The 24,832-nt window shown below is 65.5% G+C and carries 25 protein-coding genes; 11 read left to right on the forward strand and 14 right to left on the reverse strand.

Annotated features, from left to right (window positions below):
- The first annotated feature begins 43 nt into the window (after positions 1 to 43).
- The gene (hemC, locus tag IEV87_RS16050; RefSeq protein WP_188478835.1) at positions 44 to 991 is read left to right on the forward strand and encodes a hydroxymethylbilane synthase; all 948 of its coding nucleotides are present in this window, start codon (positions 44 to 46) and stop codon (positions 989 to 991) included.
- A gap of 6 nt (positions 992 to 997) precedes the next feature.
- Here hemC and IEV87_RS16055 read toward each other — a convergent pair whose 3' ends face one another.
- The 3 genes from IEV87_RS16055 to IEV87_RS16065 all read right to left on the reverse strand — a co-directional run bounded on the left by IEV87_RS16055 (position 998) and on the right by IEV87_RS16065 (position 3,044).
- The gene (locus IEV87_RS16055; protein WP_188478836.1) at positions 998 to 1,480 is read right to left on the reverse strand and encodes a hypothetical protein; all 483 of its coding nucleotides are present in this window, start codon (positions 1,478 to 1,480) and stop codon (positions 998 to 1,000) included.
- The gene (locus tag IEV87_RS16060) at positions 1,477 to 1,959 is read right to left on the reverse strand and encodes an RNA pyrophosphohydrolase (protein WP_188478837.1); all 483 of its coding nucleotides are present in this window, start codon (positions 1,957 to 1,959) and stop codon (positions 1,477 to 1,479) included. Before IEV87_RS16060 ends, IEV87_RS16055 begins: the two co-directional genes overlap by 4 nt.
- A 191-nt stretch (positions 1,960 to 2,150) precedes the next feature.
- The gene (locus tag IEV87_RS16065) at positions 2,151 to 3,044 is read right to left on the reverse strand and encodes a LysR substrate-binding domain-containing protein (protein WP_188478838.1); all 894 of its coding nucleotides are present in this window, start codon (positions 3,042 to 3,044) and stop codon (positions 2,151 to 2,153) included.
- A gap of 100 nt (positions 3,045 to 3,144) precedes the next feature.
- Between IEV87_RS16065 and IEV87_RS16070 the strand changes: the two genes are divergently transcribed.
- Entirely contained in the window at positions 3,145 to 4,371 is a 1,227-nt protein-coding gene (locus tag IEV87_RS16070) for an acyl-CoA dehydrogenase (protein WP_229737661.1), read from the forward strand.
- A 99-nt stretch (positions 4,372 to 4,470) separates the two neighbouring features.
- Here IEV87_RS16070 and IEV87_RS16075 read toward each other — a convergent pair whose 3' ends face one another.
- The 5 genes from IEV87_RS16075 to IEV87_RS16095 form a co-directional block, all read right to left on the reverse strand.
- Positions 4,471 to 6,054 (reverse strand): ABC transporter ATP-binding protein, encoded by a 1,584-nt coding sequence (locus IEV87_RS16075; protein WP_188478839.1) that lies wholly within the window; start codon positions 6,052 to 6,054, stop codon positions 4,471 to 4,473.
- On the reverse strand, positions 6,051 to 7,385 hold the full coding sequence (locus IEV87_RS16080; RefSeq protein ID WP_229737662.1) for an ABC transporter permease: 1,335 nt from the start codon (positions 7,383 to 7,385) through the stop codon (positions 6,051 to 6,053). The genes IEV87_RS16075 and IEV87_RS16080 overlap by 4 nt, the downstream gene beginning before the upstream one ends.
- Position 7,386: 1 nt before the next feature.
- Positions 7,387 to 8,484 (reverse strand): microcin C ABC transporter permease YejB, encoded by a 1,098-nt coding sequence (locus tag IEV87_RS16085; RefSeq protein ID WP_188478840.1) that lies wholly within the window; start codon positions 8,482 to 8,484, stop codon positions 7,387 to 7,389.
- Between the two features lie 9 nt (positions 8,485 to 8,493).
- Positions 8,494 to 10,407: an extracellular solute-binding protein gene (locus IEV87_RS16090; RefSeq protein WP_229737663.1), complete on the reverse strand. Its 1,914-nt coding sequence runs from the start codon at positions 10,405 to 10,407 to the stop codon at positions 8,494 to 8,496.
- Positions 10,408 to 10,623: 216 nt separating this feature from the next.
- Positions 10,624 to 11,145 carry a c-type cytochrome gene (locus IEV87_RS16095; protein WP_188478842.1) on the reverse strand — a complete coding sequence of 174 codons (522 nt, stop codon included), beginning with the start codon at positions 11,143 to 11,145 and terminating at the stop codon, positions 10,624 to 10,626.
- 122 nt (positions 11,146 to 11,267) lie between these two features.
- On the opposite strand from IEV87_RS16095, the gene IEV87_RS16100 reads away from it, so the two are divergent.
- On the forward strand, positions 11,268 to 12,104 hold the full coding sequence (locus tag IEV87_RS16100; RefSeq protein WP_188478843.1) for a prephenate dehydratase: 837 nt from the start codon (positions 11,268 to 11,270) through the stop codon (positions 12,102 to 12,104).
- 2 nt (positions 12,105 to 12,106) lie between these two features.
- On the opposite strand, the gene IEV87_RS16105 is transcribed toward IEV87_RS16100, so the two are convergent.
- Both IEV87_RS16105 and nudC read right to left on the reverse strand, forming a co-directional pair.
- Positions 12,107 to 12,574 carry an SRPBCC family protein gene (locus tag IEV87_RS16105; RefSeq protein ID WP_188478844.1) on the reverse strand — a complete coding sequence of 156 codons (468 nt, stop codon included), beginning with the start codon at positions 12,572 to 12,574 and terminating at the stop codon, positions 12,107 to 12,109.
- Positions 12,575 to 12,690: 116 nt separating this feature from the next.
- The gene (nudC, locus tag IEV87_RS16110; protein ID WP_188478845.1) at positions 12,691 to 13,656 is read right to left on the reverse strand and encodes an NAD(+) diphosphatase; all 966 of its coding nucleotides are present in this window, start codon (positions 13,654 to 13,656) and stop codon (positions 12,691 to 12,693) included.
- A gap of 198 nt (positions 13,657 to 13,854) precedes the next feature.
- On the opposite strand from nudC, the gene IEV87_RS16115 reads away from it, so the two are divergent.
- The gene (locus tag IEV87_RS16115; protein WP_188478846.1) at positions 13,855 to 15,834 is read left to right on the forward strand and encodes a bifunctional 2',3'-cyclic-nucleotide 2'-phosphodiesterase/3'-nucleotidase; all 1,980 of its coding nucleotides are present in this window, start codon (positions 13,855 to 13,857) and stop codon (positions 15,832 to 15,834) included.
- 94 nt (positions 15,835 to 15,928) lie between these two features.
- On the opposite strand, the gene IEV87_RS16120 is transcribed toward IEV87_RS16115, so the two are convergent.
- Positions 15,929 to 16,621: a glutathione binding-like protein gene (locus IEV87_RS16120; RefSeq protein WP_188478847.1), complete on the reverse strand. Its 693-nt coding sequence runs from the start codon at positions 16,619 to 16,621 to the stop codon at positions 15,929 to 15,931.
- Between the two features lie 136 nt (positions 16,622 to 16,757).
- On the opposite strand from IEV87_RS16120, the gene mscL reads away from it, so the two are divergent.
- The 4 genes from mscL to IEV87_RS16140 all read left to right on the forward strand — a co-directional run bounded on the left by mscL (position 16,758) and on the right by IEV87_RS16140 (position 19,638).
- The gene (mscL, locus tag IEV87_RS16125) at positions 16,758 to 17,192 is read left to right on the forward strand and encodes a large conductance mechanosensitive channel protein MscL (RefSeq protein ID WP_188478848.1); all 435 of its coding nucleotides are present in this window, start codon (positions 16,758 to 16,760) and stop codon (positions 17,190 to 17,192) included.
- 83 nt (positions 17,193 to 17,275) lie between these two features.
- A complete protein-coding gene (locus IEV87_RS16130) occupies positions 17,276 to 17,734 on the forward strand; it encodes an Lrp/AsnC family transcriptional regulator (protein ID WP_188478849.1) in 459 nt (152 codons plus the stop codon).
- A gap of 24 nt (positions 17,735 to 17,758) precedes the next feature.
- On the forward strand, positions 17,759 to 19,348 hold the full coding sequence (locus tag IEV87_RS16135; RefSeq protein WP_188478850.1) for a GMC family oxidoreductase: 1,590 nt from the start codon (positions 17,759 to 17,761) through the stop codon (positions 19,346 to 19,348).
- 101 nt (positions 19,349 to 19,449) lie between these two features.
- On the forward strand, positions 19,450 to 19,638 hold the full coding sequence (locus IEV87_RS16140) for a hypothetical protein (protein WP_188478851.1): 189 nt from the start codon (positions 19,450 to 19,452) through the stop codon (positions 19,636 to 19,638).
- A gap of 164 nt (positions 19,639 to 19,802) precedes the next feature.
- On the opposite strand, the gene rpsU is transcribed toward IEV87_RS16140, so the two are convergent.
- Positions 19,803 to 20,009 carry a 30S ribosomal protein S21 gene (gene rpsU / locus IEV87_RS16145; protein WP_188478852.1) on the reverse strand — a complete coding sequence of 69 codons (207 nt, stop codon included), beginning with the start codon at positions 20,007 to 20,009 and terminating at the stop codon, positions 19,803 to 19,805.
- Between the two features lie 103 nt (positions 20,010 to 20,112).
- Between rpsU and IEV87_RS16150 the strand changes: the two genes are divergently transcribed.
- Both IEV87_RS16150 and IEV87_RS16155 read left to right on the forward strand, forming a co-directional pair.
- On the forward strand, positions 20,113 to 20,796 hold the full coding sequence (locus tag IEV87_RS16150; protein WP_188478853.1) for a COQ9 family protein: 684 nt from the start codon (positions 20,113 to 20,115) through the stop codon (positions 20,794 to 20,796).
- A 60-nt stretch (positions 20,797 to 20,856) separates the two neighbouring features.
- Positions 20,857 to 21,837, forward strand: a complete 981-nt coding sequence (locus tag IEV87_RS16155; protein ID WP_188478854.1) for an NAD(P)H-quinone oxidoreductase — start codon at positions 20,857 to 20,859, stop codon at positions 21,835 to 21,837.
- Positions 21,838 to 21,963: 126 nt separating this feature from the next.
- Here the strand turns inward: IEV87_RS16155 and IEV87_RS16160 are convergent, their stop codons facing one another.
- Positions 21,964 to 22,596, reverse strand: coding sequence for a ribonuclease T2 family protein (locus IEV87_RS16160; RefSeq protein WP_188478855.1), 633 nt, complete (start codon positions 22,594 to 22,596; stop codon positions 21,964 to 21,966).
- A gap of 147 nt (positions 22,597 to 22,743) precedes the next feature.
- On the opposite strand from IEV87_RS16160, the gene IEV87_RS16165 reads away from it, so the two are divergent.
- Entirely contained in the window at positions 22,744 to 23,487 is a 744-nt protein-coding gene (locus tag IEV87_RS16165; RefSeq protein ID WP_188478856.1) for a DUF1013 domain-containing protein, read from the forward strand.
- Between the two features lie 62 nt (positions 23,488 to 23,549).
- Here the strand turns inward: IEV87_RS16165 and IEV87_RS16170 are convergent, their stop codons facing one another.
- A complete protein-coding gene (locus tag IEV87_RS16170; RefSeq protein WP_229737664.1) occupies positions 23,550 to 24,812 on the reverse strand; it encodes an MFS transporter in 1,263 nt (420 codons plus the stop codon).
- Between the last annotated feature and the right edge of the window lie 20 nt (positions 24,813 to 24,832).

A 24,832-nucleotide genomic window follows, 5' to 3' on the forward strand; every position in this document is an offset into this window, starting at 1 on the left:
AAGCCCACTTGCGGCGACCCCATGCCGCGACTAGACCACCGCCATGACCATCGACCTGCCCACACCGGCCCGCCCCCTGAAGATCGGCACCCGCGGCTCCCCGCTGGCGCTGGCACAGGCGCACGAGACCCGCGACAGGCTGGCCCGCGCCTTCGATCTTCCGCCCGACGCGTTCGAGGTCTGCGTCATCCAGACCACAGGCGACCGCGTGCAGGACCGCCCGCTGAAGGAACTGGGCGGCAAGGGCCTGTTCACCCGCGAAATCGAAGCCGCGATGCTGACCGGCCAGATCGACATCGCGGTGCATTCGATGAAGGACATGCCGGTGCTCCAGCCCGAGGGGCTGGTGCTTGACTGCTACCTCCCCCGCGAGGACCCGCGCGACGCCTTCGTCTCCAACCTGCACGCCGCGCTTGCCGATATTCCCGAAGGCGCGACTGTCGGCACCTCTTCCCTGCGCCGCCGGGCCCAGCTTCTGGTGCGCCGCCCCGACCTTACGGTGGTGGAATTCCGCGGCAATGTTCAGACCCGTCTCCGCAAGCTGTCCGAGGGTGTCGCCTGCGCCACTTTCCTCGCCATGGCCGGGCTGAACCGTCTTGGCCGGCCCGAGGTGGCCCGCGGCGCGCTCGACCCCGCCGACATGCTGCCCGCCGTCGCGCAGGGTGCCATCGGGATCGAACGCCGCGCCGACGACAGTCGCACCGCCGCGATGCTGGACGCCATCCATGACCAGAGAACCGGGGAACAGCTGGCCGCCGAACGCGCCTTCCTCGCCGCGCTGGACGGGTCCTGCGAAACCCCGATCGCCGGGCTCGCGGAAAGGAACGGTACCACCCTGCGGCTGCGCGGCGAAATCCTGCGCCCCGACGGCACCGAGAGCCTGAGCGACGATCAGAGCGCCCCGGTCGAGGACGGAGCCGAGCTTGGCCGCGCCATGGCCGCCGCGTTGCTGGAGCGCGCCGGTCCCGGCTTCTTCGACTTCAGGACCTGACCGCGGTCAGGACGGCGCGCAGTCGCCGCCCGCATGACAGGCCAGCACGCGGTCGACCTGTTCCTGCGTCGGATCGGTGAAATAGCGCCCGCCGCAGGGGCCGACGTCCAGGTAGTACCCCTCGGCATCCTGCCGCAGGAAGGCCAGAACCTCCGCGTCCGCAGGCGGCACCGGTGCACACCAGACAGAGACACAGCCGACGGTGACCGTGACCGGCACAGCGATCTCTCCGCCAAAGGACTCGCCGTTGAGGAAATGTCCCTCGATCCGCGCCTCGAAGGTCTTTGGCGGGTCGTCCACGCGGTCTGGGCTGCGCATGGTTTCGCCGGACGCGGGCTCATCGTGGCTCAGCCGCCCCAGCACCACCAGATAGCTCTCGGTAGACTCCGCCGCGTCGCGGTAGCTGATCGCCACATCCGGACGCATGCAGGACAGGGCCAGCGCCGGACCGGCCGCCAGCATCAGACCGACAAACGCAAAAACCTTCATAGCCGTCCTCCGAGTTCCGCAAGCACCGCGCGATAGACGTCACGCTTGAACGGCACGATGTTGTCCACCAGATCCGAGGCGGCCATCCACTGCCAGCGCGAGAATTCCGGATGCGCCGTCGCGATGTTCACGTCCGAATCCGTGCCACGGAAACGCATCAGGAACCACTTCTGCTCCTGTCCGCGATACCGCCCCTTCCAGAGCTTTCCGGCGAGGTCAGGCGGCAGGTCATAGGGGATCCAGCCCGCCGTCTCCGCCTCGATCTCCACCATCTCGGCCACTACCCCGGTCTCTTCCCATAGCTCGCGCAGCGCCGCCTCGCGCGGGTCCTCGCCCGGATCAATCCCGCCCTGCGGCATCTGCCAGGCCGGGCCGGGGTTGTCGATGCGCTGACCGACGAACACGCGCCCTTCGTCATTGGCCAGCATGATCCCGACGCAGGGACGATACGGCAGGGCCGGGATGTCTTTCGGTGTCATGACCACTCCTTCGCTGAGGCAAGCCTTGCCGCGCCCGCAGACCCGACGCAACCCGCTCCACTCCGCATCCTGCTTCTTCTCTCCGGAAATTGACCGGCGGGCAGCGCCCCCCTCTTCCGTCGGTAGGGGGCGCCGCCCCCTGAGCCGCTGCGCGTCTCACCCCCGGGATACTTGCGGCAAGATGAAAGGGGTCAGGCCCAGATGCCTTCGATTTCCGCCCGCAGCCAGTTCCGGAAACGGGCGAAATGCGGCAGGTCGGCGCTGCGGTCGGGGAAGAACAGCGCGTAGGACTGGCCGGTTGCGACATCCTCGGGCCCGACGCGCACCAGATCGCCCCGGGCGAGGGAGGCGCGGGCAAGGATTTCCGGCACCAGGCCGACGCCGAGGCCAGCAACCGCCGCGTCCAGAACCATGTCGAAATGATCGAACCGCGCCCCACGCAGCGCCTGCCGCGGATCAAGCCCCGCCGCCCGGCACCAGTCCGGCCAGAGTGCAGGACGCGTGGACTGTTGCAGCAGCGGCAGGCGCAGCACCTCCCTCGCCGACAGGCCCGGCGAGGCGAGTGAGGGTGCCGCCACCACCGCCAGCTCCTCGTCCAGGAGGTGCAGGTGATTGGCCCCGCCGCCCCTGTGCTGCGTCCGCTGGATGGCTAGGTCGAAGGGCTCCGTTTCGAAATCCACCGGGGCAAGCCGCGCCGCCATGTCGATGGACAGCCCCGGCATCGTCGCCTGAAACCCTTTGAGCCGCGGGATCAGCCAGAGCCGCCCGAAGGTCGGCAGGACCGCGATCCGGAGCACCCGTGCCTGCCCGCCAAAGGCCATGACCGAGGTCGCGGCCTCGTTCAGCCGGTCAAGCAGCGGCTCCGCCTCCCGCAGGAAGGACCGGCCCGCGTCCGACAGGGTCATCCGCCTCCGCGCCCGCACGAACAGGGCCACACCGAGCCGCGCCTCGAGCCCGGTGACGGAGCGGCTGACGGCGCTCTGCGTCAGGCCCAGGGTCTGCGCGGCGCGGATCGTCGTACCGCTGCGCGCGCAGGCGCAGAAGGCTTCCAGTTCCGCGATCGTGGGGGTGTGGGCGTGGCGCATGGTATATATGTATGAAACTCATCAACTTGGGACCAATACTCGTTATCAATTAGAACGACAAACGGTTACGGTCCGCCTGAAACTCATAAAGGAGAGACCCATGGATATCGAGAACCGCCCGCTCATCAAGGACAAGGACCGCCCCAACATGGCCGGCTTCTCCTGGGAGGATCCGTTCCTTCTCGACTCCCAGCTCGAGGAAGACGAGCGCATGATCGGCGAATCCGCGCGCGCCTTCTCTCAGGACCGGCTCGCCAGCCGGGTTGAGAAGATGTACGCCGAGGAAGGCGTGGATCCCGAGATCTTCTCGGAAATGGGCGCCGCCGGGATGCTGGGCGTGACCGTGCCCGAGCAGTACGGCGGACTTGGCGCGGGTTACGTCGCCTACGGGCTGGTTGCGCGTGAGGTGGAGCGGGTGGATTCGGGCTTCCGCTCCATGTGCTCCGTCCAGTCGTCGCTGGTGATGTATCCGATCTATGCCTACGGATCGGAAGAACAGCGGATGAAGTACTTGCCGAAACTGTCGTCGGGCGAATGGATCGGCTGCTTCGGCCTGACAGAGCCCGAGGCCGGTTCCGACCCCGCTGGCATGAAGACGCGCGCAGTGAAGACTGACAGCGGGTATCGTATCACCGGCTCCAAGATGTGGATCTCAAACGCGCCGATCGCCGATGTCTTTGTCGTCTGGGCCAAGTCCGACGCCCATGACGGTGCGATCCGGGGATTTGTGCTGGAAAAAGGGATGAAGGGCCTTTCCGCCCCGAAGATCGAGGGCAAGCTGAGCCTGCGCGCCTCCATCACCGGCGAGATCGTAATGAACAACGTCGAGGTCGGAGAGGATGCGCTGCTGCCGCATGTCTCCGGTCTGAAAGGGCCGTTCGGCTGTCTCAACCGCGCCCGCTACGGCATCGCATGGGGTGTCATGGGCGCGGCGGAGGACTGCTGGCTGCAGGCGCGCAGCTACGGGCTGGACCGCAAGCAGTTCGGCAAGCCGCTTGCCGGCATGCAGCTGTACCAGAAGAAGCTGGCCGACATGCAGACCGAAATCACGCTTGGCCTTCAGGCCGCGCTGCGCGTCGGGCGGCTGTTCGACGAGGCGAAGGCCGCGCCGGAGATGGTGTCGCTGATCAAGCGCAACAACTGCGGCAAGGCGCTGGACATCGCGCGCGTGGCACGGGACATGCACGGCGGCAACGGCATCCAGATCGGCTACAAGGTCATGCGCCATGCGGCCAACCTGGAAACGGTGAACACCTACGAGGGCACGCATGACGTACACGCGTTGATCCTCGGCCGGGCGCAGACCGGGTTGCAGGCGTTCTTCTGAACGAACCGGCGGAGGGGCTCTGCCCCCGCGCCTGCGGCGCGCCCCGGAGTACTATTGGCAAGACGAAGCAGAGGGCGCCCCGGTGGCGCCCTTTCGCGTTCAGGCGTGCATCGTCGCGGCGGCGAGAAGCTGCTGCGTGTAGGGGTGCTGCGGCGCGGTGAAGATCTGTTCGGCCGTGCCCGTTTCGACTACGTCGCCCTGCTTCATCACCATCACCCGGTGCGACATCGCGCGGACCACGTTCAGATCGTGGCTGATGAAGAGATAGGCCAGCCCGTATTTCTCCTGCAGCCCGCGCAGCAGATCGACAATCTGGACCTGCACCGTCATGTCGAGCGCGGAGGTCGGTTCGTCCAGCACCAGCAGCTTGGGTCGCAGGATCATCGCGCGGGCGATGGCGATACGCTGGCGCTGCCCGCCGGAGAATTCATGCGGATACCGGTCCATGGTTTCGGGGTTCAGCCCGACCTCGGTCATGACTTCGGCCACCAGTTGACGGCGCGGCTTGTCGGTCGGCAGTTTGTGCACGCTGAGGCCTTCGGCGATGATCTGGGCGCAGGTCATTCGTGGAGAGAGGGAGCCAAAGGGATCCTGAAACACGATCTGCATGTCCGCGCGACGGTTGCGGAGTTCGCGGGTGGACCAGCCATGCACGTCCTGCCCGTCGAACAGGATCATGCCCTGAGAAGAGATCAGCCGCATGATGGCGAGCGCAAGCGTTGTCTTCCCGGATCCGGATTCCCCGACAATGCCGAGTGTTTCGCCCGCCCGCACGCTGATCGTCGCCTCGTTGACGGCCTTCACGTGGCCGACCGTGCGCTTGAAAAGCCCGCGCTGGATCGGGAACCAGACGCGCAGGCGGTCGGTTTCGGCCACCACCGGTGCATCATCCCGCGCGGCCAGCGGAGCGCCGGTTGCGTGGGCGGCCAGCAGGTTCTGCGTGTAGGGATGCTGCGGGTTCGCGAAGATGTCTGCTGTCGGCCCGGTTTCGACAATCTCTCCGCCCTTCATCACGCAGACCCGGTCGGCGATCTTGCGCACGATGTTCAGGTCGTGGGTGATGAACAGCATGCCCATCCCCTCCTCCGCCTTCAGCTCGGCCAGCAGGTCAAGGATCTGCGCCTGGATCGTGACGTCGAGCGCGGTGGTCGGTTCGTCGGCAATGAGAAGCTCCGGCCGGTTGGCGAGTGCCATGGCGATCATCACGCGCTGTCTTTGCCCGCCCGAAAGCTGGTGTGGGTAGGAGCCGAGGCGGCTTTCGGGATCGCGGATCCCGACCTTGGTCAGAAGCTCCACGATCCGCGCGCGGACGGCGTCGCCGCGCAGGCCCTGGTGCAGCTCGATCGACTCCGCCAGCTGTTTCTCAAGCGTGTGCAGCGGGTTGAGCGAAGTCATCGGCTCCTGAAAGATGAAGGAGATGTCGTTGCCGCGGACCTTCTGGAGTTCGGCGCGCGAGACGCCGATCATCTCCTGCCCCTTGAAGGTCACCGACCCTTCGACATGCGCGTTGTCGCCAAGTAGCTGCACGGTCGACAGGGCAGAGACGGACTTGCCCGATCCGGATTCCCCGACCAGCGCAACGGTCTCTCCCTTGTCGACCTGGAAGGAGACGCCCTTGACCGCGGGGACAAGCTGGCCGTCCTGTTTGAAGGACACGCGCAGGTCTTTCACATCCAGCATCATTGGAACGTCTTCCTCGGGTCGAAGGCATCGCGCACGCCTTCGAAGATGAAGACGAGCAGCGAGAGCATGATGGCGAAGACGAAGAAGGCGGTGAAGCCGAGCCAGGGCGCCTGCAGGTTCTGCTTCGCCTGCAAGGTCATTTCCCCGAGCGAGGGGGCGGAGGACGGCAGGCCGTAGCCGAGGAAGTCGAGCGAGGCGAGCGATCCGATGGTGCCGGTCACGATGAAGGGCAGCATGGTCAGCGTGGCCACCATTGCGTTCGGCAGCATGTGGCGGAACATGATCGTCATGTTCGACACGCCAAGTGCCCGGGCTGCCCGCACGTATTCGAGGTTCCGGGCGCGGAGGAATTCGGCCCGCACGACGCCGACAAGGGCGGTCCAGCCAAAGGCCACCATCAGGAAGACCAGCAGCCAGAAGCCGCGCCCGAGGATCGCGAAGAGGATGATGATGACGTAGAGCTGCGGCACGCCCTGCCAGATCTCGATCACCCGCTGGAAGACAAGGTCCAGCAGCCCGCCGAAGAAACCCTGTATCGCCCCGGCGAAGATCCCGATGAGAGAGGCGCAGGTGGTCACGATGATGGTAAACAGGATCGACAGGCGGAAACCGTAGATCGCCCGAGCCAGCACGTCGCGCTTGGTGTCGTCGGTGCCGAGCAGGTTCGCGCCGCGCTGATCCGGGGGCAGCAGGCCGAAGTGGCGTTCGCCATCCTCGCCCGTGTAGCTGCCGAAGACGTTCGGCGGGAGGGGCGCGGCGCCGGACCGTTCGACCGGCGTGTCGAAGGAATAGGGGATCAGCGGCCACAGCGACCAGCCCTTGTCGATCTCCTCCCCGTCGATCACGCCGTCCTGCGCGTCTTCGAACAGCGCCTCCGGGTCGTCGAAACAGGCGTCCATGCCGCCGGTCTCTATCAGGCACTTCACCTCCGGGTCACGATAGATCGCCTCGGTCTGGAAGTCGCCGCCGAATGCGGTCTCGGGGTAGAACTTGAAGACCGGGAAATAATAGCTGCCCTGGTACTTCACCAGCATCGGCTTGTCGTTGGCGATGAACTCCGCGAACAGCGACAATCCGAACAGCACGGCGAAGATCAGCAGCGACCAGTACGCCCGGCCGTTGCGGCGGAAATTGCGCCAGCGTCGTTTGTTGAGCGGAGAGAGATAACCCTGATCCGCCGAGATAGGCGCACCGACCTCGCCACCGATCCGGCCGGTCAGCCAGAGATCGTTGTGATCCACGTATCCGGCCTTCGGCGCAGGCGCGACGCCCCGCTCCGGCCGGCCTGTCGGCAGCTTGCTGTTGCCGTCTTCGATCGGATCGTCGGACATCTCAGCCCTCCCGCCGCTCGAAGTCGATGCGCGGATCGACGAAGACATACATCAGGTCCGACAGGATCCCCACGACCAGCCCGATCAGGCCGAAGACGAAGAGCGACCCGAAGATGATCGGATAGTCGCGCGCCACCGCCGCCTCGTACCCGAGCCGCCCGAGCCCTTCGAGGGAGAACAGGGTTTCGATAATGATCGACCCGCCGAAGAACACGCCGATGAAGACCGCCGGGAAGCCCGCGATCACGATCAGCATCGCGTTGCGGAAGACATGGCCGTAGAGCACTCGCCGTTCCGACAGGCCCTTGGCCCGGGCGGTCATGACATAGTGCTTCTTGATCTCGTCGAGGAAGGAGTTCTTGGTCAGCAGCGTGAGCGTTGCGAAGCTGGAGATGGTGGAGGCGATCACCGGCAGGGCAATGTGCCAGAGGTAATCCTTCACCTGGCCGAAAAAGCTCAGCTGGTCGAAGTTGTCCGAGGTCAAGCCGCGCAGCGGAAAGATGCGCCAGTAGGAGCCGCCCGCGAACAGCACCAGCAGCAGGATCGCGAACAGGAAGCCGGGGATGGCATAGGCGGCAATGATGACGCCGGAAGTCCAGGTGTCGAACCGCGACCCGTCGCGCACCGCCTTGCGGATGCCGAGCGGGATCGAGATCAGGTAGGCGATCAGCGTCGACCAGAGGCCAAGCGTGATGGAAACCGGCAGCCGGTCGATCACCAGGTCGATCACGTCGGCCTTGCGGAAATAGCTCTCGCCGAAATCGAGCCGCAGGTAGTTGCCCATCATGGTGAAGAACCGTTCCACCGGCGGCTTGTCGAAACCGAATTCCTTTTCAAGCTGAGCAATGAATTCCGGCGGCAGGCCCCGAGCGCCGGCGTAATCGCCCTGCGGCCCGGCACTGGCCGAGTTGTTTTCCAGCCCCATGTCGCTACCGGACCCGGAGAAGGAGCCAAACACATCCCCCTGCCCCTGCTGCTGCGCGATGATCTGTTCGATCGGCCCGCCCGGTACGAACTGCACCAGTGCGAAATTGATCACCATGATCCCGAACAGCGTCGGGATCACCAGCAGAAGGCGGCGAAGAATATAGGCTCCCATACCGGGGACTTACCTCAAGGCGCCTTCGGCTTTCAATGCGTCAGCCCGTTCCGGGTCGGACCACCAGAAATCCATCTCTCCGACGGCGAAGGGCGGCATGTTCTCCGGATGGCGGTACATGTCGAAATAGGCCAGCCAGTTGTCTGCCTTGTAGTAGGCCGGCGCCATGAAGAATTCGTGGCGCAGCACCCGGTCCAGCGCGGTGAGCGCAGCGGTCTCCGTCTCCTTTTCCTCGGATTCCAGCGCGGTGCGGATCAGCGTGTCGATCAGCGGGCTGGCGACCCCGGCGGGGTTGAACAGGTCGTCCTTCGCTTCGGTCCCGTAAAGCTGGTACAGCCCCGTGCCCGCCCCGATGAAGGTCCGGTAGCCCGAGAAGATCATGTCGTAATCGTGTTCACGCTGGCGCAGGGTGAACTGACTCGGGTCGACTTTCTGCATCTGCGCGTTCACACCCATTTGCTGCAGGTTCTGCACATAGGTCTGCACCAGGCTTTCCATTGTCGGCGACCCGGAGGAAATGATCGGGATCACGATATCCAGCGTCTGCCCGGCCTCGTTCCGCCGCTTGCCGTCCGATCCGACGGCCCAGCCCGCGTCATCAAGTAGCCGCATCGCCTTGCGCAGGTTCCCCCGGTCCAGCACACGCTCGGCGGAGCTGGTATGCGCCATCCGCACCGGCTCTGTCAGCAGTTCGGGCGGGACCATGTCGCCGAGCGACTTGAGGATCGCCAGCTCCTTGCCCTCCGGCACGCCCTTCGCCTCCTGCACGGTGCCCTGGAAGAAGGATTGCCGCTGGTCGAACAGGCCGTATTGCAGGCTCTCGTTGGTCCATTCGAAGTTGTAGCCAAGCGCCAGCGCCTCCCGCACACGCTTGTCCTTCAGCGGCTCGCGGCGCAGGTTGAACACGAAACCCACGTTGGTCGGCGGGTTGCCATCCGGGATCGTCTCCTGCTTCACCCAGCCCTTTTCAACGGCGGGAAAGTTGTAGCCCGTCGCCCATTGTTTTGAATTCGTTTCGGTCCGGAAGGTGTATTCGCCAGCCTTGAACGCCTCGAACGCGGCGGTTTCATCGGCGAAATACTCGACCCGCAGTTCGTCGTAATTGTGCCGGCCCTTGTTGATCGCCAGGTCCTTGCCCCAGTAAGCCGGGTTGCGCTTGTAGACGATGCGCCGGTTGATGTCGTAGCTGTCGATCATGTACGGGCCGGAACCGGGCGATGTCTCCATCCGCGGCTCGTCCAGCCGCGCGCCGGTCTCCTCGAACCACTTCTTCGACCAGACGGACACGCCGCCCGCCTGATCGATCAGGGACCGGCGCGGGATGTCGAGCGCGAAGGTGAATTTCACGGTGTAGTCGTCCAGCGCCTCCGCGCTCAGAATCCGCTGCTTCACCGCGTTCGCGTAGGAGGGAAGACCCTGTTCCAGCAGCAGTTCGTGGCTGAACACCACGTCATGCGCCGTCACCGGTGTCCCGTCGGAAAATTTCGCGTCCTTGCGCATGTGGAAGATGACCCAGGTCTTGCCCTCGTCATACTCCAGGCTTTCGCAAAGCAGACAGTACTGCGCCCCGTATTCGTCCGCCGGCGCGTTCTCGTCCAGCAGGGATTCATACATGATCGACGACATCGCCCCCGGACGCCCCTTGCGGGAATAGGGGTTGAGGCTGTCGAAGGTACCCGAGGCGTCGATGGCGAAATACCCGCCCTTCGGCGCATCCGGATTGACGTAGTTCAGCTGGTCGAAACCCTCGGGATAGTCGAGGTCGCCGTAAAAGCTGTAGCCGTGCGACTGGATAATCGCCTCGCCCTTGGTCATCGTGGCGTGGCTTTCCGCCCGCAGGCCGGTTCCGATCACCAGCGCCGTCAGAACCCCCAGCCCCAGAAGCCCGGCCCGTTTCAGCGGTTCCGCTTTGGTATGGGCCATGGACAGGTGTCGGGAAGGGGTGCGGTGCATTCAGCGGATCCTCCGGTCGCGGATACAGGGTGATACCTGCCGACATAGGCTAAAGGCCCCGCGCCGCCACATTCAAGTTGAGATTGCGTGAGAGCGGCGTGAACGCGCGCGCCCGCAGCGTTCCGGCAAATGAAAAGGCCAGCCCGGTCGGGCTGGCCCTGAAATGCAGCGTCGGTCCGTCTGGCCTCACCCGCCGAGCGACTGGAGATAGGCAACCAGATCGGCGCGTTCCTGCGCCTTCTTCAGACCGGCGAAGGACATCTTGGTGCCCGGCGCGGCGCCCTTCGGATTTTCCAGGAACACGTTCAGGTTTTCCGGCGACCAGGTGTCGAAATGCTCCTCGAGTGCGCCGGAGTAGGCGAAGCCGTCCACGGCATCGACCGCGCGGCCGACCACACCGTCCAGATGCGGGCCGGTGGCATTGGAGCCGTCGATCTTGTGGCAGGCCTTGCACTTCCCGAACACCTTTGCGCCGGCGTCCACATCGGCGCTGGCCAGCAGTGTGGCGAAATCCGGGCCTTCCTCTTCGGCTGCGCCGGCGTCGCCCGCATCCTCGACCTCGATCACGTAGGCCTGTGCGTGCTCTTCACCATGGCCGCCGGCCTCGGTCGAATAGAGCAGTTCCGCAGCCCAGTTTCCCAGCAGGAAAACCAGCAGCGCGCCGCAGATAGCGCCGCCAACCTTGGTCAGAGTCATCGTGTCGAACATGAGAAGGGCGTCCTGATGTTATGTCAGCGTTCGGCGCGTATCTATATGCTTCCCCTCCTCTGACGCAAGGTGTAGTTACCGCGACCAATCGACCGGGGGTCCGGGACGCGGAAGGGATTTGCATGACGAAACCGAAGATCGCATTTCAGGGCGAACTGGGCGCCTATTCGCACGAAGCCTGCCGCGATGCCCGTCCCGACCACGATCCGCTGCCCTGCGCGACCTTCGAGGAATGCATCGACGCCGTGCTCGACGGTACCGCCGAACTGGCCATGCTGCCGGTCGAGAATTCGACCTATGGCCGCGTCGCCGACATCCATTCCCTTCTGCCGAAAAGCGGCCTGCATATCGTGGACGAGGCCTTCGTGCGGGTCCGCATCTCACTGATGGCCCTGCCCGGCGTGAAACTATCCGAAATTGACCGCGTCCGCGCCCATCTTGTCCTCCTGCCGCAGGCGCGCACCTTCCTGCGCAAGCACTCCATCGCCGGAGAGGCCGCCGCCGACAGCGCAGGGGCCGCGGCGGAACTGGCCGAGAGCGGCAACCGGCGCGAAGGCGTGCTGGCCAGCGAGATCGCCGCCGGGATTTACGGGCTTGACGTGCTGGCACGAGATATCGAGGACCACGGCCACAACACCACCCGCTTCCTTGTCATGTCACGCGAACCCGATCACCGCAGGCGCGGCGACCGGGGAATGGTCACGACCTTCGTCTTCGAGGTCCGCAACATCCCCGCCGCGCTCTACAAGGCCATGGGCGGCTTTGCCACCAACGGGGTGAACATGACCAAGCTGGAAAGCTACATGGTCGGCGGCAGCTTTACCGCGACCCAGTTTTACGCCGACATAGAGGGCCACCCGGACGATCCGAACGTCCGCCTCGCCCTGGACGAGCTGCGCTATTTCACCCAGATGGTCGAGGTTCTCGGCGTCTACCCGGCGGCGCAGCTGCGCCACTAGGTTCAGGCGGACTTGCGGTAGCGCGCGGCGATCTCGCTGGAATATTCGGCGACACGGGACTGGAACCGCTTGTCCACCGATCCCTTGGCCAGCTTCAGCGACTGGATCAGAAGCCGCGCCGAAAGGGTCTGCGGCTTGAGGTCGAGCGCCAGCTTCATCCGGGTCTTCTTCGGCGACAGTTCGATCAGTTCGATGTCGCAGAACCCGTTCAGCCCGCCCGACTTGCCGCTCAGCCCGATATGGTTCGGACCGTCGAAATCAGCCAGATCGACAAGAACCGTTCGCGCCCGCCCGCGCCAGGTGAAATCCGCCTGCCATTGCATGCCGGGGCCGCGCGTCTGCTGGCTGTCCAGCCGTTTGACCAGAGCGCCCCGTCGCATCGCCCCCCGTTCGAAGGCCGGAAAATCCGACAGCTCGGCAAAGACGTGGTCGATCGGCGCGTCGATGTCAGCGCGAGTGGAAAATTTCATGCGGCTGCCCTTGTTCCTGGCCGGTCGTCCAGCACGGTGGTCCTGCGGGGTTAGCTCTGCGCGATCCGCTGCGGCATATCAACCCCCGGCTGTCTGGCCGACAAAGTGCAGTTACGTCAATCCAGTGTATCCGCAACCCAGTTGCGCACCAGAAACTCCGCGATGGCCCCCCTCCGCATCGGCCGGATCATCGAATGTGTCCCCGCCAGCACGTCGACCATCTCTTCGCGCGAAAACCACCGCGCGTCCTCCAGTTCGACCGGATCGACAGTGATGTCGCGGCCGGTCGCTTCCCCGTGGCAGCCGAACATGAGCGAGTTGGGAAAGGCCCAGGGCTGGCTGGACAGGTAGGACACGCGCCCGACGGGGACCTGCGATTCCTCCAGTACCTCGCGCCGCACCGCCGCCTCGATGGTCTCGCCCGGTTCGACGAACCCGGCCAGCAGCGACCACATGCCCTCCGGCCAGCCGGGAGAGCGGCCAAGCAGCAGGTCGTTGCCATGGGTGATGAGCATGATGACCACGGGATCGGTGCGTGGGAAATGCTGGCCGCCGCAGCTGTCGCAGCTGCGCTGCCAGCCCGCCTGCGTGATCCGGCTCGGCTGGCCGCAACGGGCGCAGAAACGATGCGTGGAATGCCAGTTGAACAAGGCCCGCGCGGTCGAGATCAGCTCTGCGTCGCGCCGCCCGATCCGTCCCATCACCCCGCGCAGATCGCCAAAGTCGAGCCCCTGTTCGATCTCGGGATGATGCGGCAGCGGCGCGCCCTGCGACCGTCCGGGGCCAAGGTCCGCCGGGGCATCCGGCGGCGACCATTCGGAAATGTCGCGGGCGAAGACAAGCCCCGTCTGCTCGCGTCCAAGGAGGACCGGGTCGCCCTCTCGTCCTTGAAGCACGGGATGATCCATCGGCAGGCGCGCCAGCACCGCATCCCCGGCCAACAGCGGAAACCCCCGCCACATAAGGATGCAGACCGATCCCGGCGCCCGATGCGCCGCACGCAGGTCTTCGTCCCTGCCGCGCAGTTCGGCCGCACGGTCCAGTCCCGAAGTGCCGAAGGTCACTTCCTCCGCATGCCGCATGTCCTGTCCTCCCGCTGCCGATTTCGCGCCGACCCTGCCCCGCCGCGCCGCAGAGCGCAATGGCACAGCTCCGCCCATCCGGAAGGCATCGCGCCGCCCGGTGCCATTAGCAGATGACTTGGAGGCAACAAGGCGCGACTGTCGGGCAGGTGTCATGTAACGGTGACACGGTGCCCGCGATGGAATCAGGAGACAGCCATGACCCTCAGAACCTCGACCGCCCTCTCCCGCCGTGCCTTTCTAGGCACCGCCGCCGCCGGAGCCACGATGATCGCCCTGCACCCCTATTCCGCCCGCGCCGCCGGCAGCCAGGTTCACCTGCGGATCATGGAAACCACCGACCTGCACGTGCATGTCTTTCCGTACAACTATTACAGCGACAAACCCGACGACACGGTCGGCCTGGCCCGCACCGCCGCGCATATCGCCGACATCCGGGCCGAGGCGACGAATTCCATCCTCGTGGACAACGGCGATTTCCTTCAGGGCAACCCCATGGGCGACTACATCGCCTACGAGCGGGGCATGAAGGACGGTGACATGCACCCCGTCATCCAGGCGATGAACACGCTTGGTTACGAGGCCTCGACCCTCGGAAACCACGAATTCAACTACGGCCTGTCCTTCTTGGAAAAGGCGCTGGCGGGCGCGAACTTCCCGGTGGTCTCGGCCAACATAGCAAAGAAACTCGGCGCTGACCCGACGAAGGACGAAACCCTGCTCAAGCCCTATGTCATCCTCGACCGCGTGGTGACGGACGGCGACGGAGTGGAACACCAGATCAAGGTCGGCCTCATCGGCTTTGTCCCGCCGCAGGTCATGAACTGGGACCGCAAGCACCTCGAGGGCAACGTGCAGGCCCGCGACATCGTGGAAACCGCGAAGGCCTGGGTTCCGCAGATGAAGGAGGCGGGGGCCAATGTCATCATCGCGCTCTCCCACTCCGGTATCGGATCGGCGCAGCACGAGGACGGGATGGAAAACGCCTCCGTCCCGCTGGCCGAGGTCGACGGCATCGACGCCCTGATGACCGGCCATTCCCATCTGGTCTTCCCCTCGCCCAAGTTCGACGGCTTTGCCGCGGTCGACGCCGCCAAGGGCACCATCCACGGCAAACCCGCGGTCATGGGCGGCTTCTGGGGGTCGGACCTCGGCGTCATCGACCTGATGCTGGAGAAGGACGGGGCAGAGTGGCGCGTGCTGATGTCGGAAACAGCAACCCGCCCGATCTCCAAGCGCAATGAAGACCGGTCCATCACCGCGCTGGTTGAGAGCGTGCCGACTGTGCTGGCCGCGGTTCAGGGCGACCATGACGCCACGCTGGACTATGTCCGACGCGCCGTCGGCAAGACCGACACGCCGCTGCATTCCTACTTCGCACTGGTCGCCGACGACCCCTCCGTCCAGGTCGTGACCAACGCCCAGACCTGGTATATCGCCGAGATGATGAAGGGCACAAAATGGGAAGGCCTGCCGATCCTATCCGCAGGTGCGCCCTTCAAGGCCGGCGGCCGGGGCGGTCCGGAGTATTACACCGAAGTGCCGGTCGGCGATGTCGCGATCAAGAATGTCGCCGACCTCTACCTCTATCCGAACACGATCCGCGCGGTGAAGATCAACGGCGAACAGCTGCGCGGCTGGCTCGACCGCTCCGCAGGCATGTTCAACCAGATCGAACCGGGGTCGACGGATGCGAAACTTCTGAGTGACAGCTTCCCCTCCTACAACTTCGACGTGATCGACGGGGTGAGCTACCAGATTGATCTGAGCCAGCCCAACCGTTTCGACAAGGACGGGGCGGAGGTCGCACCGGGCACCTCCCGCATCGTGAACCTGACGTTCGAGGGACAGCCGGTCACCGATGACATGGAGTTCGTGGTCGCCACCAACAACTACCGCGCCTCGGGCGGCGGGTCCTTCCCCGGCGCCATGGGTGACACGGTGATCTTCGAAGGCCCGGACACCAACCGCGACATCATCGTCCGCTACATCGTGGAAAAGGGCACGATCAGCCCCGCCGCCGACGCCAACTGGACCTTCGCCCCGATGGACGGCACCACGGTCCTGTTCGAAACCGGACCCGGCGCGGCCAAATACGCCGCCGACGTGAAAGGCGTCACAATCGAAGAGGCCGGTGCGGGCGAAGGCGGCTTTGCACTGTTCCGCATCACCCTCTGAACCCCGCGCCGGTGGCACCTGCGGAAGCCTCCGGCGGGGATATTTTGAGGCAAGATGAAATGCAGGGGCACTCGGTCGCCCCTGCATTCGCACTTTATTGAGCCGGAATGGTGGAGCCGCGCTGCACCGCCGGGCGGGCGTTGAAGCGGTCGACCCAGGCGATCAGGTTCGGATGCGCGTCCCAGCCGAGCACCTCTTTCGCGCCGTAGAAGTCGAGCGACTTGAGCCAGGGCACCAGAGCGATGTCGGCAATGGAATAGTCGCCCGCGATCCAGTCCTTTCCGGCCATCTGACCTTCGAGAACGGCGAGCAGGCGTTTCGCTTCGTTGATGTAGCGGTCGCGCGGGCGCGGGTCCTCGATCTCGGCCCCGGCAAACTTGTAGAAGTAGCCAAGCTGGCCGAGCATCGGACCAAGCCCGCCCATCTGGAACATCAGCCACTGGATCACATGCGCCCGGTCCGACGCAGTGCTGCCGATGAATTTCCCGGCCTTGTCGGCAAGGTAGATCAGGATCGCCCCGCTTTCGAACAGGGCCAGCGGCGTGCCGTCCGGGCCGTTCGGATCGATGATCGCGGGAATCTTGTTGTTGGGGTTCAGCGAAAGGAACTCCGGACTTTTCACGTCCGCATCGGCAAGCGTGATCCTGTGAGGCTCGTAAGGGATACCGGTTTCCTCAAGCATGATCGAAGCCTTGACCCCGTTCGGGGTCGGGAAGGAATAAAGCTGGAGGACCGAAGGGTCCTTTGCCGGCCAGCGATTATTTATCGGAAAATCATCGGGAAACATGGCATCACTCCACTGGTTGCATCAGCGAGGTAGAATTTGTGACGCAATGTTACTAGGCCTCTGTCTGTGCATCCGGGTGGCATAGACTGTGCATTTGGTTGTATACAGGTGCGCAATTTTACTGTGGGAGCTAAAAATGCTGAACGAATTCAAGGCCTTCATCGCCAAGGGTAATGTCATGGACATGGCCGTTGGTATCATCATCGGTGCGGCCTTCACCGCGATCGTGAAATCCATGGTCGACGACCTCATCAACCCGATTGTCGGCCTGTTCACCGGCGGGGTCGATTTCACCAACAACTTTGCCGTGCTCTCCGGTGACGGCTCCTACGACAGCCTCGAGGCCGCGCGCGAAGCCGGGGCTGCTGTCTTTGCCTATGGTTCCTTCATCATGGCGGTCTTCAACTTCCTGATCATCGCCTTCGTGGTCTTCATGCTGGTCAAGGCCGTCAACCGCGCCAAGGAATCGATCGAGCGCAAGCCGGATCAGCCGGCCGAGGAAGCGCCCGCAGGTCCGACCGAACTGGACGTCCTGCTGGAAATCCGCGATTCGCTGAAAAAGCCCGCCTGAGGCGCGCTCCCGACAATCCGGTCTCGCCAAAGGGCGCGACCTTCGAATAATCTCCCGGCCGTAGCACTGGCCGGGAGAGCAGCATGGAACTGGACACGATCGACCGGCGGATCCTGCGCGTGATCCAGGTGCAGGGCCGCATTTCCAACGCGGATCTGTCGGAAAAGGTCGGCCTGTCCGCCTCTGCCTGCCATCGCCGGGTTCAGCGGCTGGAATCGGAAGGCGTCGTGCGCGATTACGTCGCCCTGCTGGACCCGCGGAAGATCGGCCTGCCGTCCACCGTCTTTGTCGAGATCAAGCTTCAGGGACAGGCGGACGAGATACTCGACGCTTTCGAGGCCGAGGTGAAGCGCGTGCCCGAGATCCTGGAGTGTCACCTGATGGCCGGAACGGCGGACTACATCCTCAAGGTCGTCGCGGACAGCACGGAGGATTTCGCCCGCATCCACCGCCAGCACCTGTCCCGCCTGCCCGGCGTGCAGCAGATGCAGTCGTCTTTCGCGCTCAGAACGGTCTTCAAGACCACCGCGCTTCCGGTCTAGGGTCGCGGCAGGGGGAGGACCGTCATGGACTGGGATTATATCATTGTCGGCGCGGGCAGCGCGGGCTGCGTACTGGCCAAGCGGCTGAGCCAGGCGGGCCATCGCACCCTGATCCTGGAGGCCGGAGGACAGGACAACTACCACTGGGTGCATATCCCCATGGGGTATCTCTACTGCATCGGCAATCCGCGCACCGACTGGATGTATCGCACGGCAGAGGAACCGGGCCTGGCCGGGCGCTCCGTGCTTTACCCGCGCGGCAAGGTGCTGGGCGGCTGTTCCTCCATTAACGGCATGCTCTACCTCCGCGGGCAGGCGGCGGACTACGACGGCTGGCGGCAGTCCGGGCTGACGGGATGGGGCTGGGACGATGTCCTGCCCTATTTCATGAAGTCCGAGGATTACGTCGACGGCAAATCCGACCATCACGGCGCAGGCGGCGAGTGGCGGGTGGAGAACCAGCGCCTGCACTGGAAGCTGCTGGACGACTGGATCGCGGCGGCCGAAGCCGAGGGAATTCCCCGCACCCCCGATTTCAACACCGGAGACAACGAGGGCGTGGGCTATTTCCGCGTGAACCAGAGGAACGGCTGGCGGATGAACACCGCCAAGGCCTTCCTGCGCACGGCCTCCGGCCCGAACCTGAGGGTCGAAACCCACGCCCATACCACCCGCCTGCTGACCGAAGGGCGGAAGGTCACCGGTGTCGAATACCGCCGGAACGGCCAGCTGCACCGGGCCACCGCGCAGCGCGAGGTCATCCTGTCGGCCGGGGCGGTGAACTCCCCCGCGCTGCTCCAGCTTTCCGGCATCGGTCCGGCATCGCTGCTGCGCGACCACGGGATCGAGGTCATTGCCGACATGCCCGGGATCGGCGGCAATCTGCAGGATCACCTGCAACTGCGCTGTTCCTGGCGGCTTACGGGTGCGAAGACGCTGAACACGCTGGCCAATTCGCTCTGGGGCAAGATGGCGATCGGCATGGACTATGCCGTCCGCAGACGCGGGCCGATGACCATGGCGCCCTCCCAGCTTGGCGCATTCACCCGGTCCCGCCCCGACCTTGCGACGCCCGATTTGGAATACCACGTCCAGCCGCTGAGCCTCGACGCCTTCGGGCAGCCGCTGCACAGTTATCCCGCGATCACCGCCTCCGTCTGCAACCTCAGGCCGGAAAGTCGCGGCCGCATCGACATCGCCTCGCCCGACCCAATGACCGCGCCAAAGATCGCCCCGAACTACCTGTCGACCGAAGGGGACCGGCGCGTCGCGATCGACGCCATCCGCCTGACCCGGCGGATCATGGCGCAGCCCGCCATGGCCGCCTACCGCCCGGAGGAGGTCAAGCCCGGCAGCGCCGCTGACTCCGACGCCGACCTCGCGCGCGCCGCCGGAGAGATCGGCACCACCATCTTCCACCCCGTCGGCACGGTGCGCATGGGAACCGACGACGCCGCCCCGCTGGACGCCACGCTGCAGATGCGCGGGATCGGCGGGTTGCGGGTGGTGGATGCCTCGGTCATGCCGCGGATTACCAGCGGCAACACCAATGCACCGACCATCATGATCGCGGAAAAGGCCGCCGACATGATCCTGGCCGAGGCACGGGGCTGAGGTAGGGTTCTCCCTACTCGCGCCCGCCTGCGGCCCGGGCTAACCTGACGTCATTGAAAAAGCCGGGCCCACGCCAAGCGGCCCGAACCAGGATTTGACGCATGAAACGCATTTCTCCCCGTATCGTGGTCGCCGCGCTTGCCAGCGCCGTCACCCTTATGGCCACGCTCCTCGCCACCACCGGTGCCGACCCCAGCACCGGAGCGCTGGCCACCGGCGGGGTCTGCACCCTTCCCCTGGAGCCGGAGCCGCAGCCCGTCTGCGTCCCCGCCCCCCGCAAGCACAGCTGAGGTCCCGAGGCAGGTCCTCTCCCTCGGAGGGCCGGGCAGAGCAGTACGGCCGGAGCGACTGTCCCCGCTCCGGCCAATCTGCGTTCGACGCCAGTCCTGAAGAAAAAACAAACCCCCGGGGCCGGGCCACGGGGGTCGCTTGAACTTTCGTTCGGAACGGTCGGTCAGACCATGCCTTCGCGCTGCGCTTTTTTGCGCGCCAGCTTGCGGGCACGCCGAATCGCTTCGGCCTTCTCGCGCGCCTTCTTGACGGAGGGCTTCTCGAAATGCTGCTTGAGCTTCATTTCCCGAAACACGCCTTCGCGCTGGAGCTTTTTCTTCAGCGCACGGAGCGCCTGATCGACATTGTTGTCGCGAACAGAAACCTGCATGTGGTGTCACCACCTTCCTAGGTTAGAGTTGCAAGAGCTGCAGGAAGTGGCCGTATAGCCAGTTTTGCCCTATCTGTCCAGTGCACCGACCACGGAGGACCCGATGACCGACGCCACCCCGCAGGACACCACGACAGACCGGATGATCGACGCCATCCTGTCCCACGTCCCTTTCGACGGCTGGTCCGACACCGCCTTCCGAGAGGCCGTCAAGGACACCGGCGTCGATGAAACCCTGGCGCGCGGCCTCTTCCCCCGCGGCGCCCGCGACCTTGCCCGCGCCTGGCACGACCGGGGCGATGCGCTTATGGCCGACCGGCTGGCGGCCGAGGATTTGTCCGCCATGCGCTATACCGAACGGGTGACCCATGCCGTGCGCCTGAGGATCGAGTCGATTTCCGACAAGGAAGCATTGCGCCGCGCGATGACCCAGAATGCCCTGCCGCTGAACGCGCCGGACGGGGCGCGTATGCTCTGGCACACTGCCGACCGGATATGGACCGCGCTTGGCGACACGTCGGAAGACTACAACTGGTACACCAAGCGGATGACCCTCTCGGGCGTGATCGGCTCCACCCTTCTGTTCTGGCTTGGCGACGAGACGCCGGGCCACCAGGCCACCTGGGACTTCCTCGACCGGCGCATCGCCGATGTCATGCAGTTCGAAAAGGTGAAGGGTCGCATCACCTCTGGCCCGCTCGGCCGCGTGCTGAGCGCCCCCGGCTCCCTGCTGAACATGATCCGCGCCCCGCGCCGCCACGACGACCTGCCGGGCGGGCGCGCCTGAACCGGTGGACTTCCCGCAGCGGCGGGACAATAGTCGCGCCGAAACGGACGGAGGACCAGAATGACCGACATGCGCGCCATCGAAATCAGTGAACCCGGCGGCCCGGAGGTCCTGAAGCCGACCCGCCGCCCCCGGCCCGAACCGCTGGCCGGGCAGGTGGTCATCAAGGTCGCCTACGCCGGGGTGAACCGCCCCGACGCGCTGCAACGCGCCGGCAAATATGCTCCCCCTCCCGATGCCTCCGACCTGCCGGGGCTTGAGGCGTCAGGCGAAGTCGTCGGCACCGGCGAAGGCGTCAGCTGGCCGAAGGTGGGCGATCAGGTCTGCGCCCTGCTGCCCGGCGGCGGATATGCCGAATACGTCGCCACCCCGGCGGCCCACTGCCTGCCCGTGCCCGACGGCATGGGCCTGAAGGAAGCCGCCTGCCTGCCCGAAACCTACTTCACCGTCTGGACCAATGTCTTCATGCGCGGCGGCCTGAAGGCGGGCGAGAAATTCCTCGTTCACGGCGGCTCCTCCGGCATCGGCACGACGGCGATCCAGCTTGCGAAACTCTTCGGCGCGCGGGTCTTTGCGACCGCCGGGTCAGCCGACAAATGTGCCACCTGCGTGGAGCTTGGCGCGGAACGTGCCATCAACTACAGGGAAGAGGATTTCACCAAGGTCCTGAAGGCCGAGGGCGGCGCCGACCTGATCCTCGACATGGTCGGCGGCGACTACATACCGCGCGACGTCTCCTGCCTTGCGACCGAGGGGCGGCTCGTCTTTATCGCCTTCCTCGGCGGCCCCAAGGCCGAGTTGAACTTCGCGCAGGTCATGACGAAGCGCCTGACGATCACCGGCTCGACTCTCCGCCCCCAGTCCGACGCAGCCAAGGCGGACATTGCCCGGGGCCTGCGCGACCACGTCTGGCCCCTGCTGGATGCGGGCCGGATCGCGCCCGTCATGGACAGCGAATTCGCGCTGGAGGATGCGTCCAGCGCCCATGCCCGGATGGAGACCAGCGCCCATATCGGCAAGATTGTCCTGAAGGTCGGCTGAGGGGCCTTGCCCCTCGTCGCGTGCCGCGCCTCACCCCAGGATATTTCGGCAAGATGAAAACCGCGCCCTTTCACTTTGCCGAAAATATCCCGGGAGGTCCGGAGGGCAGCGCCCTCCGGGGCCGGGTCAGCGCACCTTGGCGAGCAGCGCGTCCGTCATCCTGCAATCCCGGATCACGTCGTCTCCACACCGGCGGGGGTTCAGCTGCATGTCGAGACACACACGCGCCTCCTGTATCCGCCCGTCCCGGCAGGTTATGGTGATCTGGTCGCGCTGAAGGCCGGGGTTGGCGTCGAGAAACGCCTCCTCCACGACGGAGGCCGGGAGCGTCACGTCCCGCCCCAGATCGCGCAGCACGGCGGGACGGGTGATCTTGCCATAGGCAAGGCGCATCAGGCCATAGTATTGATCCGCCTCCAGCCCGGTGCAGGAGCCGTGCTTCTTCCACTGGTGCCAGGCAACGCCGGGGGTGCCCATGATATCCGCCATCTCCGCCGTCATTCGTCGCGAAGGCGGGCGTTTCGAGCTCGGGCAGTAGGACGGGTAGCCGCGCTCGTTCTGCGGCCAGAGCCCGTGCAGCACCCAGCCGAAATCCTTGTCCCCGGTGCATTGCGGCGAGTTGCGCGCGTCACCCTCCAGCGCGCACCACGTCGGCGACCAGCTGAGCGACAGCAGCAGGTAGTCGTAGTCGCCCGGCCGTTCGCCTTCGGCCCGCAGCGGCAGGCCCAGAACCAGAAGGGCGGCCAGGAAACGCAGCATCATTCTCTCTTTCAATATGTGTCGGGGGGCACTATATAGCCGCCAAGTTCCCCGACAACGGTAACCCGCACCAAAACGGTGCAGCCTGTCCCGGCAGGCGCCGGGAAAGCCGTATCCGGGCCGTTCGATTCGAGAAGGAGCGCCGAGATGAGCAAACCGATCATGGCAAAGGCCACCGCCGTCTGGCTGGTGGACAACACCACCATCACCTTCAAGCAGATCGCCGATTTCACCGGCATGCACGAGCTGGAGGTGCAGGGCATCGCCGACGGTGACGTCGCCGCGGGCGTGAAGGGATTCGATCCCGTCACCAACAACCAGCTGACCCAGGACGACATCGACAAGGCCGAAGCCGACCCGCTGTTCAGGCTGAAACTGAAATTCAACCCCGCCGCCGTCGGTGAGGAAAAGCGCCGCGGCCCGCGCTACACCCCGCTGTCCAAGCGGCAGGACCGTCCGAACTCGATTCTCTGGCTGGTGAAGTTCCACCCTGAGCTGACCGACGGCCAGATCTCCAAGCTGGTCGGCACCACCAAGCCGACGATCCAGTCGATCCGTGAGCGCACCCACTGGAACATCGCCTCGATGCAGCCGATCGACCCGGTTGCGCTTGGTCTCTGCAAGCAGTCCGAACTGGACGCCGCCGTTCAGAAGGCCGCCGCGAAGAAGGCCGCCGAAGGCCAGGCCATGACCGACGACGAGCGGCGCAAGCTGCTGTCGACCGAGCAGTCGCTCGGCATGGAGACGGAGCCGCGCATCCCGACCGCGATCGAAGGGCTCGAGACCTTCTCGCTGTCCGACGATGACGACGACAAGGAAGACAACCTCGTGGACGCCGACAGCTTCTTCAATCTGCCGGACGATGACGAGGATGACGACGAACAGCCCTGATCGGTCTCATCCGGTGAACGGGACAAGGCGCGGACCCCGGCGGGTGCCGCGCCTTTTTCGTTTCAGAGCCGCAGTCGCAGCGTGCCGTAGACCGCCATTGCCGCCGCGCCGCCCGCGCTCAGCAGGAACGGCAGGCGCAGCGCGGCCTCCCTGCCGATCCCCGGCTCCGCCGCCGCCACGATCCATCCTGCCGCCAGCGCGCCGAATGGCATCAGGCCCCAGCCGAAGAATCGGTAGATCGCGTTGACCCGGCCCAGCAGGGCGTCCGGGATGATCCTCTGCCGGTAGGACACCGTGACGATGTTCCAGAGCAGCGCCGCCACCATCTCTGCGAACAGGGCCGCCGCGACGATTGCCGGAGACGCGGTCAGCCCGATGGCAAGGAAAGGCACGACCATCAGCACAAGCGCCAGGTGCAGCGTCCGCTGCGCCCCGATCCGCGCGATGACCCGCGGGCCGAACAGCCCGCCCGCAACACCGCCCGCCGCCCCGAAGGTCAGCAGGATCCCGTGCCCCGCAGCCGACATCCCCAGCACCTCCTGCGAGAACAGCACCAAGACCGTCAGCACCATCATGGACATGGCGTTCATCAGGCCGAGCATCAGCGCTAGCCGCAGCAGAACGGGACGCGCGCGCAGCCAGGCCCAGCCCTCCCGCGCCTCGGTCAGCAGGCCGCGCGGGACCGCCGCGATCCGCACCGGGGCGGCGATGCACCAGACGCACCAGGCGGCCAGCGCGAAACACAGCGCCTCGGCCGCGAAGGGCGCAGGCACTGCCCATGCGATCAGCAGCCCGGCCAGCGGCGGACCGACGAAGGACCCGGCAACCTGCTCAACGCTCCAGAGCTGGCCGTTGGCGACCTCGAGCCGGTCACGCGGGACGAGCGCGGGCAGCAGGGTCTGGGCGGCATTGTCCCGCACCACCTCAGCCGTGCCGAGAAGGAAGGCAAAGGCCGCCAGTGCCATCACCCGAAGATCGCCCGTCACCGTGTCCCCGCCGGGCGCGACAAGTGCGACCACCATCAGCACCAGCAGGAACCGGAAGACATCGGCCCGGATCATCAGCCGCCGCCGGTCGCCCCGGTCGACCAGCACCCCGACCGGTACGGCGAACAGGAACCACGGCAGGCGCGTGGCAAAGGCGACCAGCGCGATCAGCACAGGATCGCGGGTCAGCAGCGTCGCCACCCAGGGGAAGGCGAGCGCGGCGAGACCGTCGCCGAGGTTGGCGGCGGCAGTTGCGGAAAACAGCAGACGGAACGGTCGGTTGCTGAGGATGAGCGACATGACCGACGCTAGGCACCGCTGCCTCTGCCCGTCAAGCATGACGCCTTCCCTTTCCCGCC

Source organism: Primorskyibacter flagellatus (assembly GCF_014638275.1).
Classification (GTDB): Bacteria; Pseudomonadota; Alphaproteobacteria; order Rhodobacterales; family Rhodobacteraceae; genus Pseudooceanicola; species Pseudooceanicola flagellatus_A.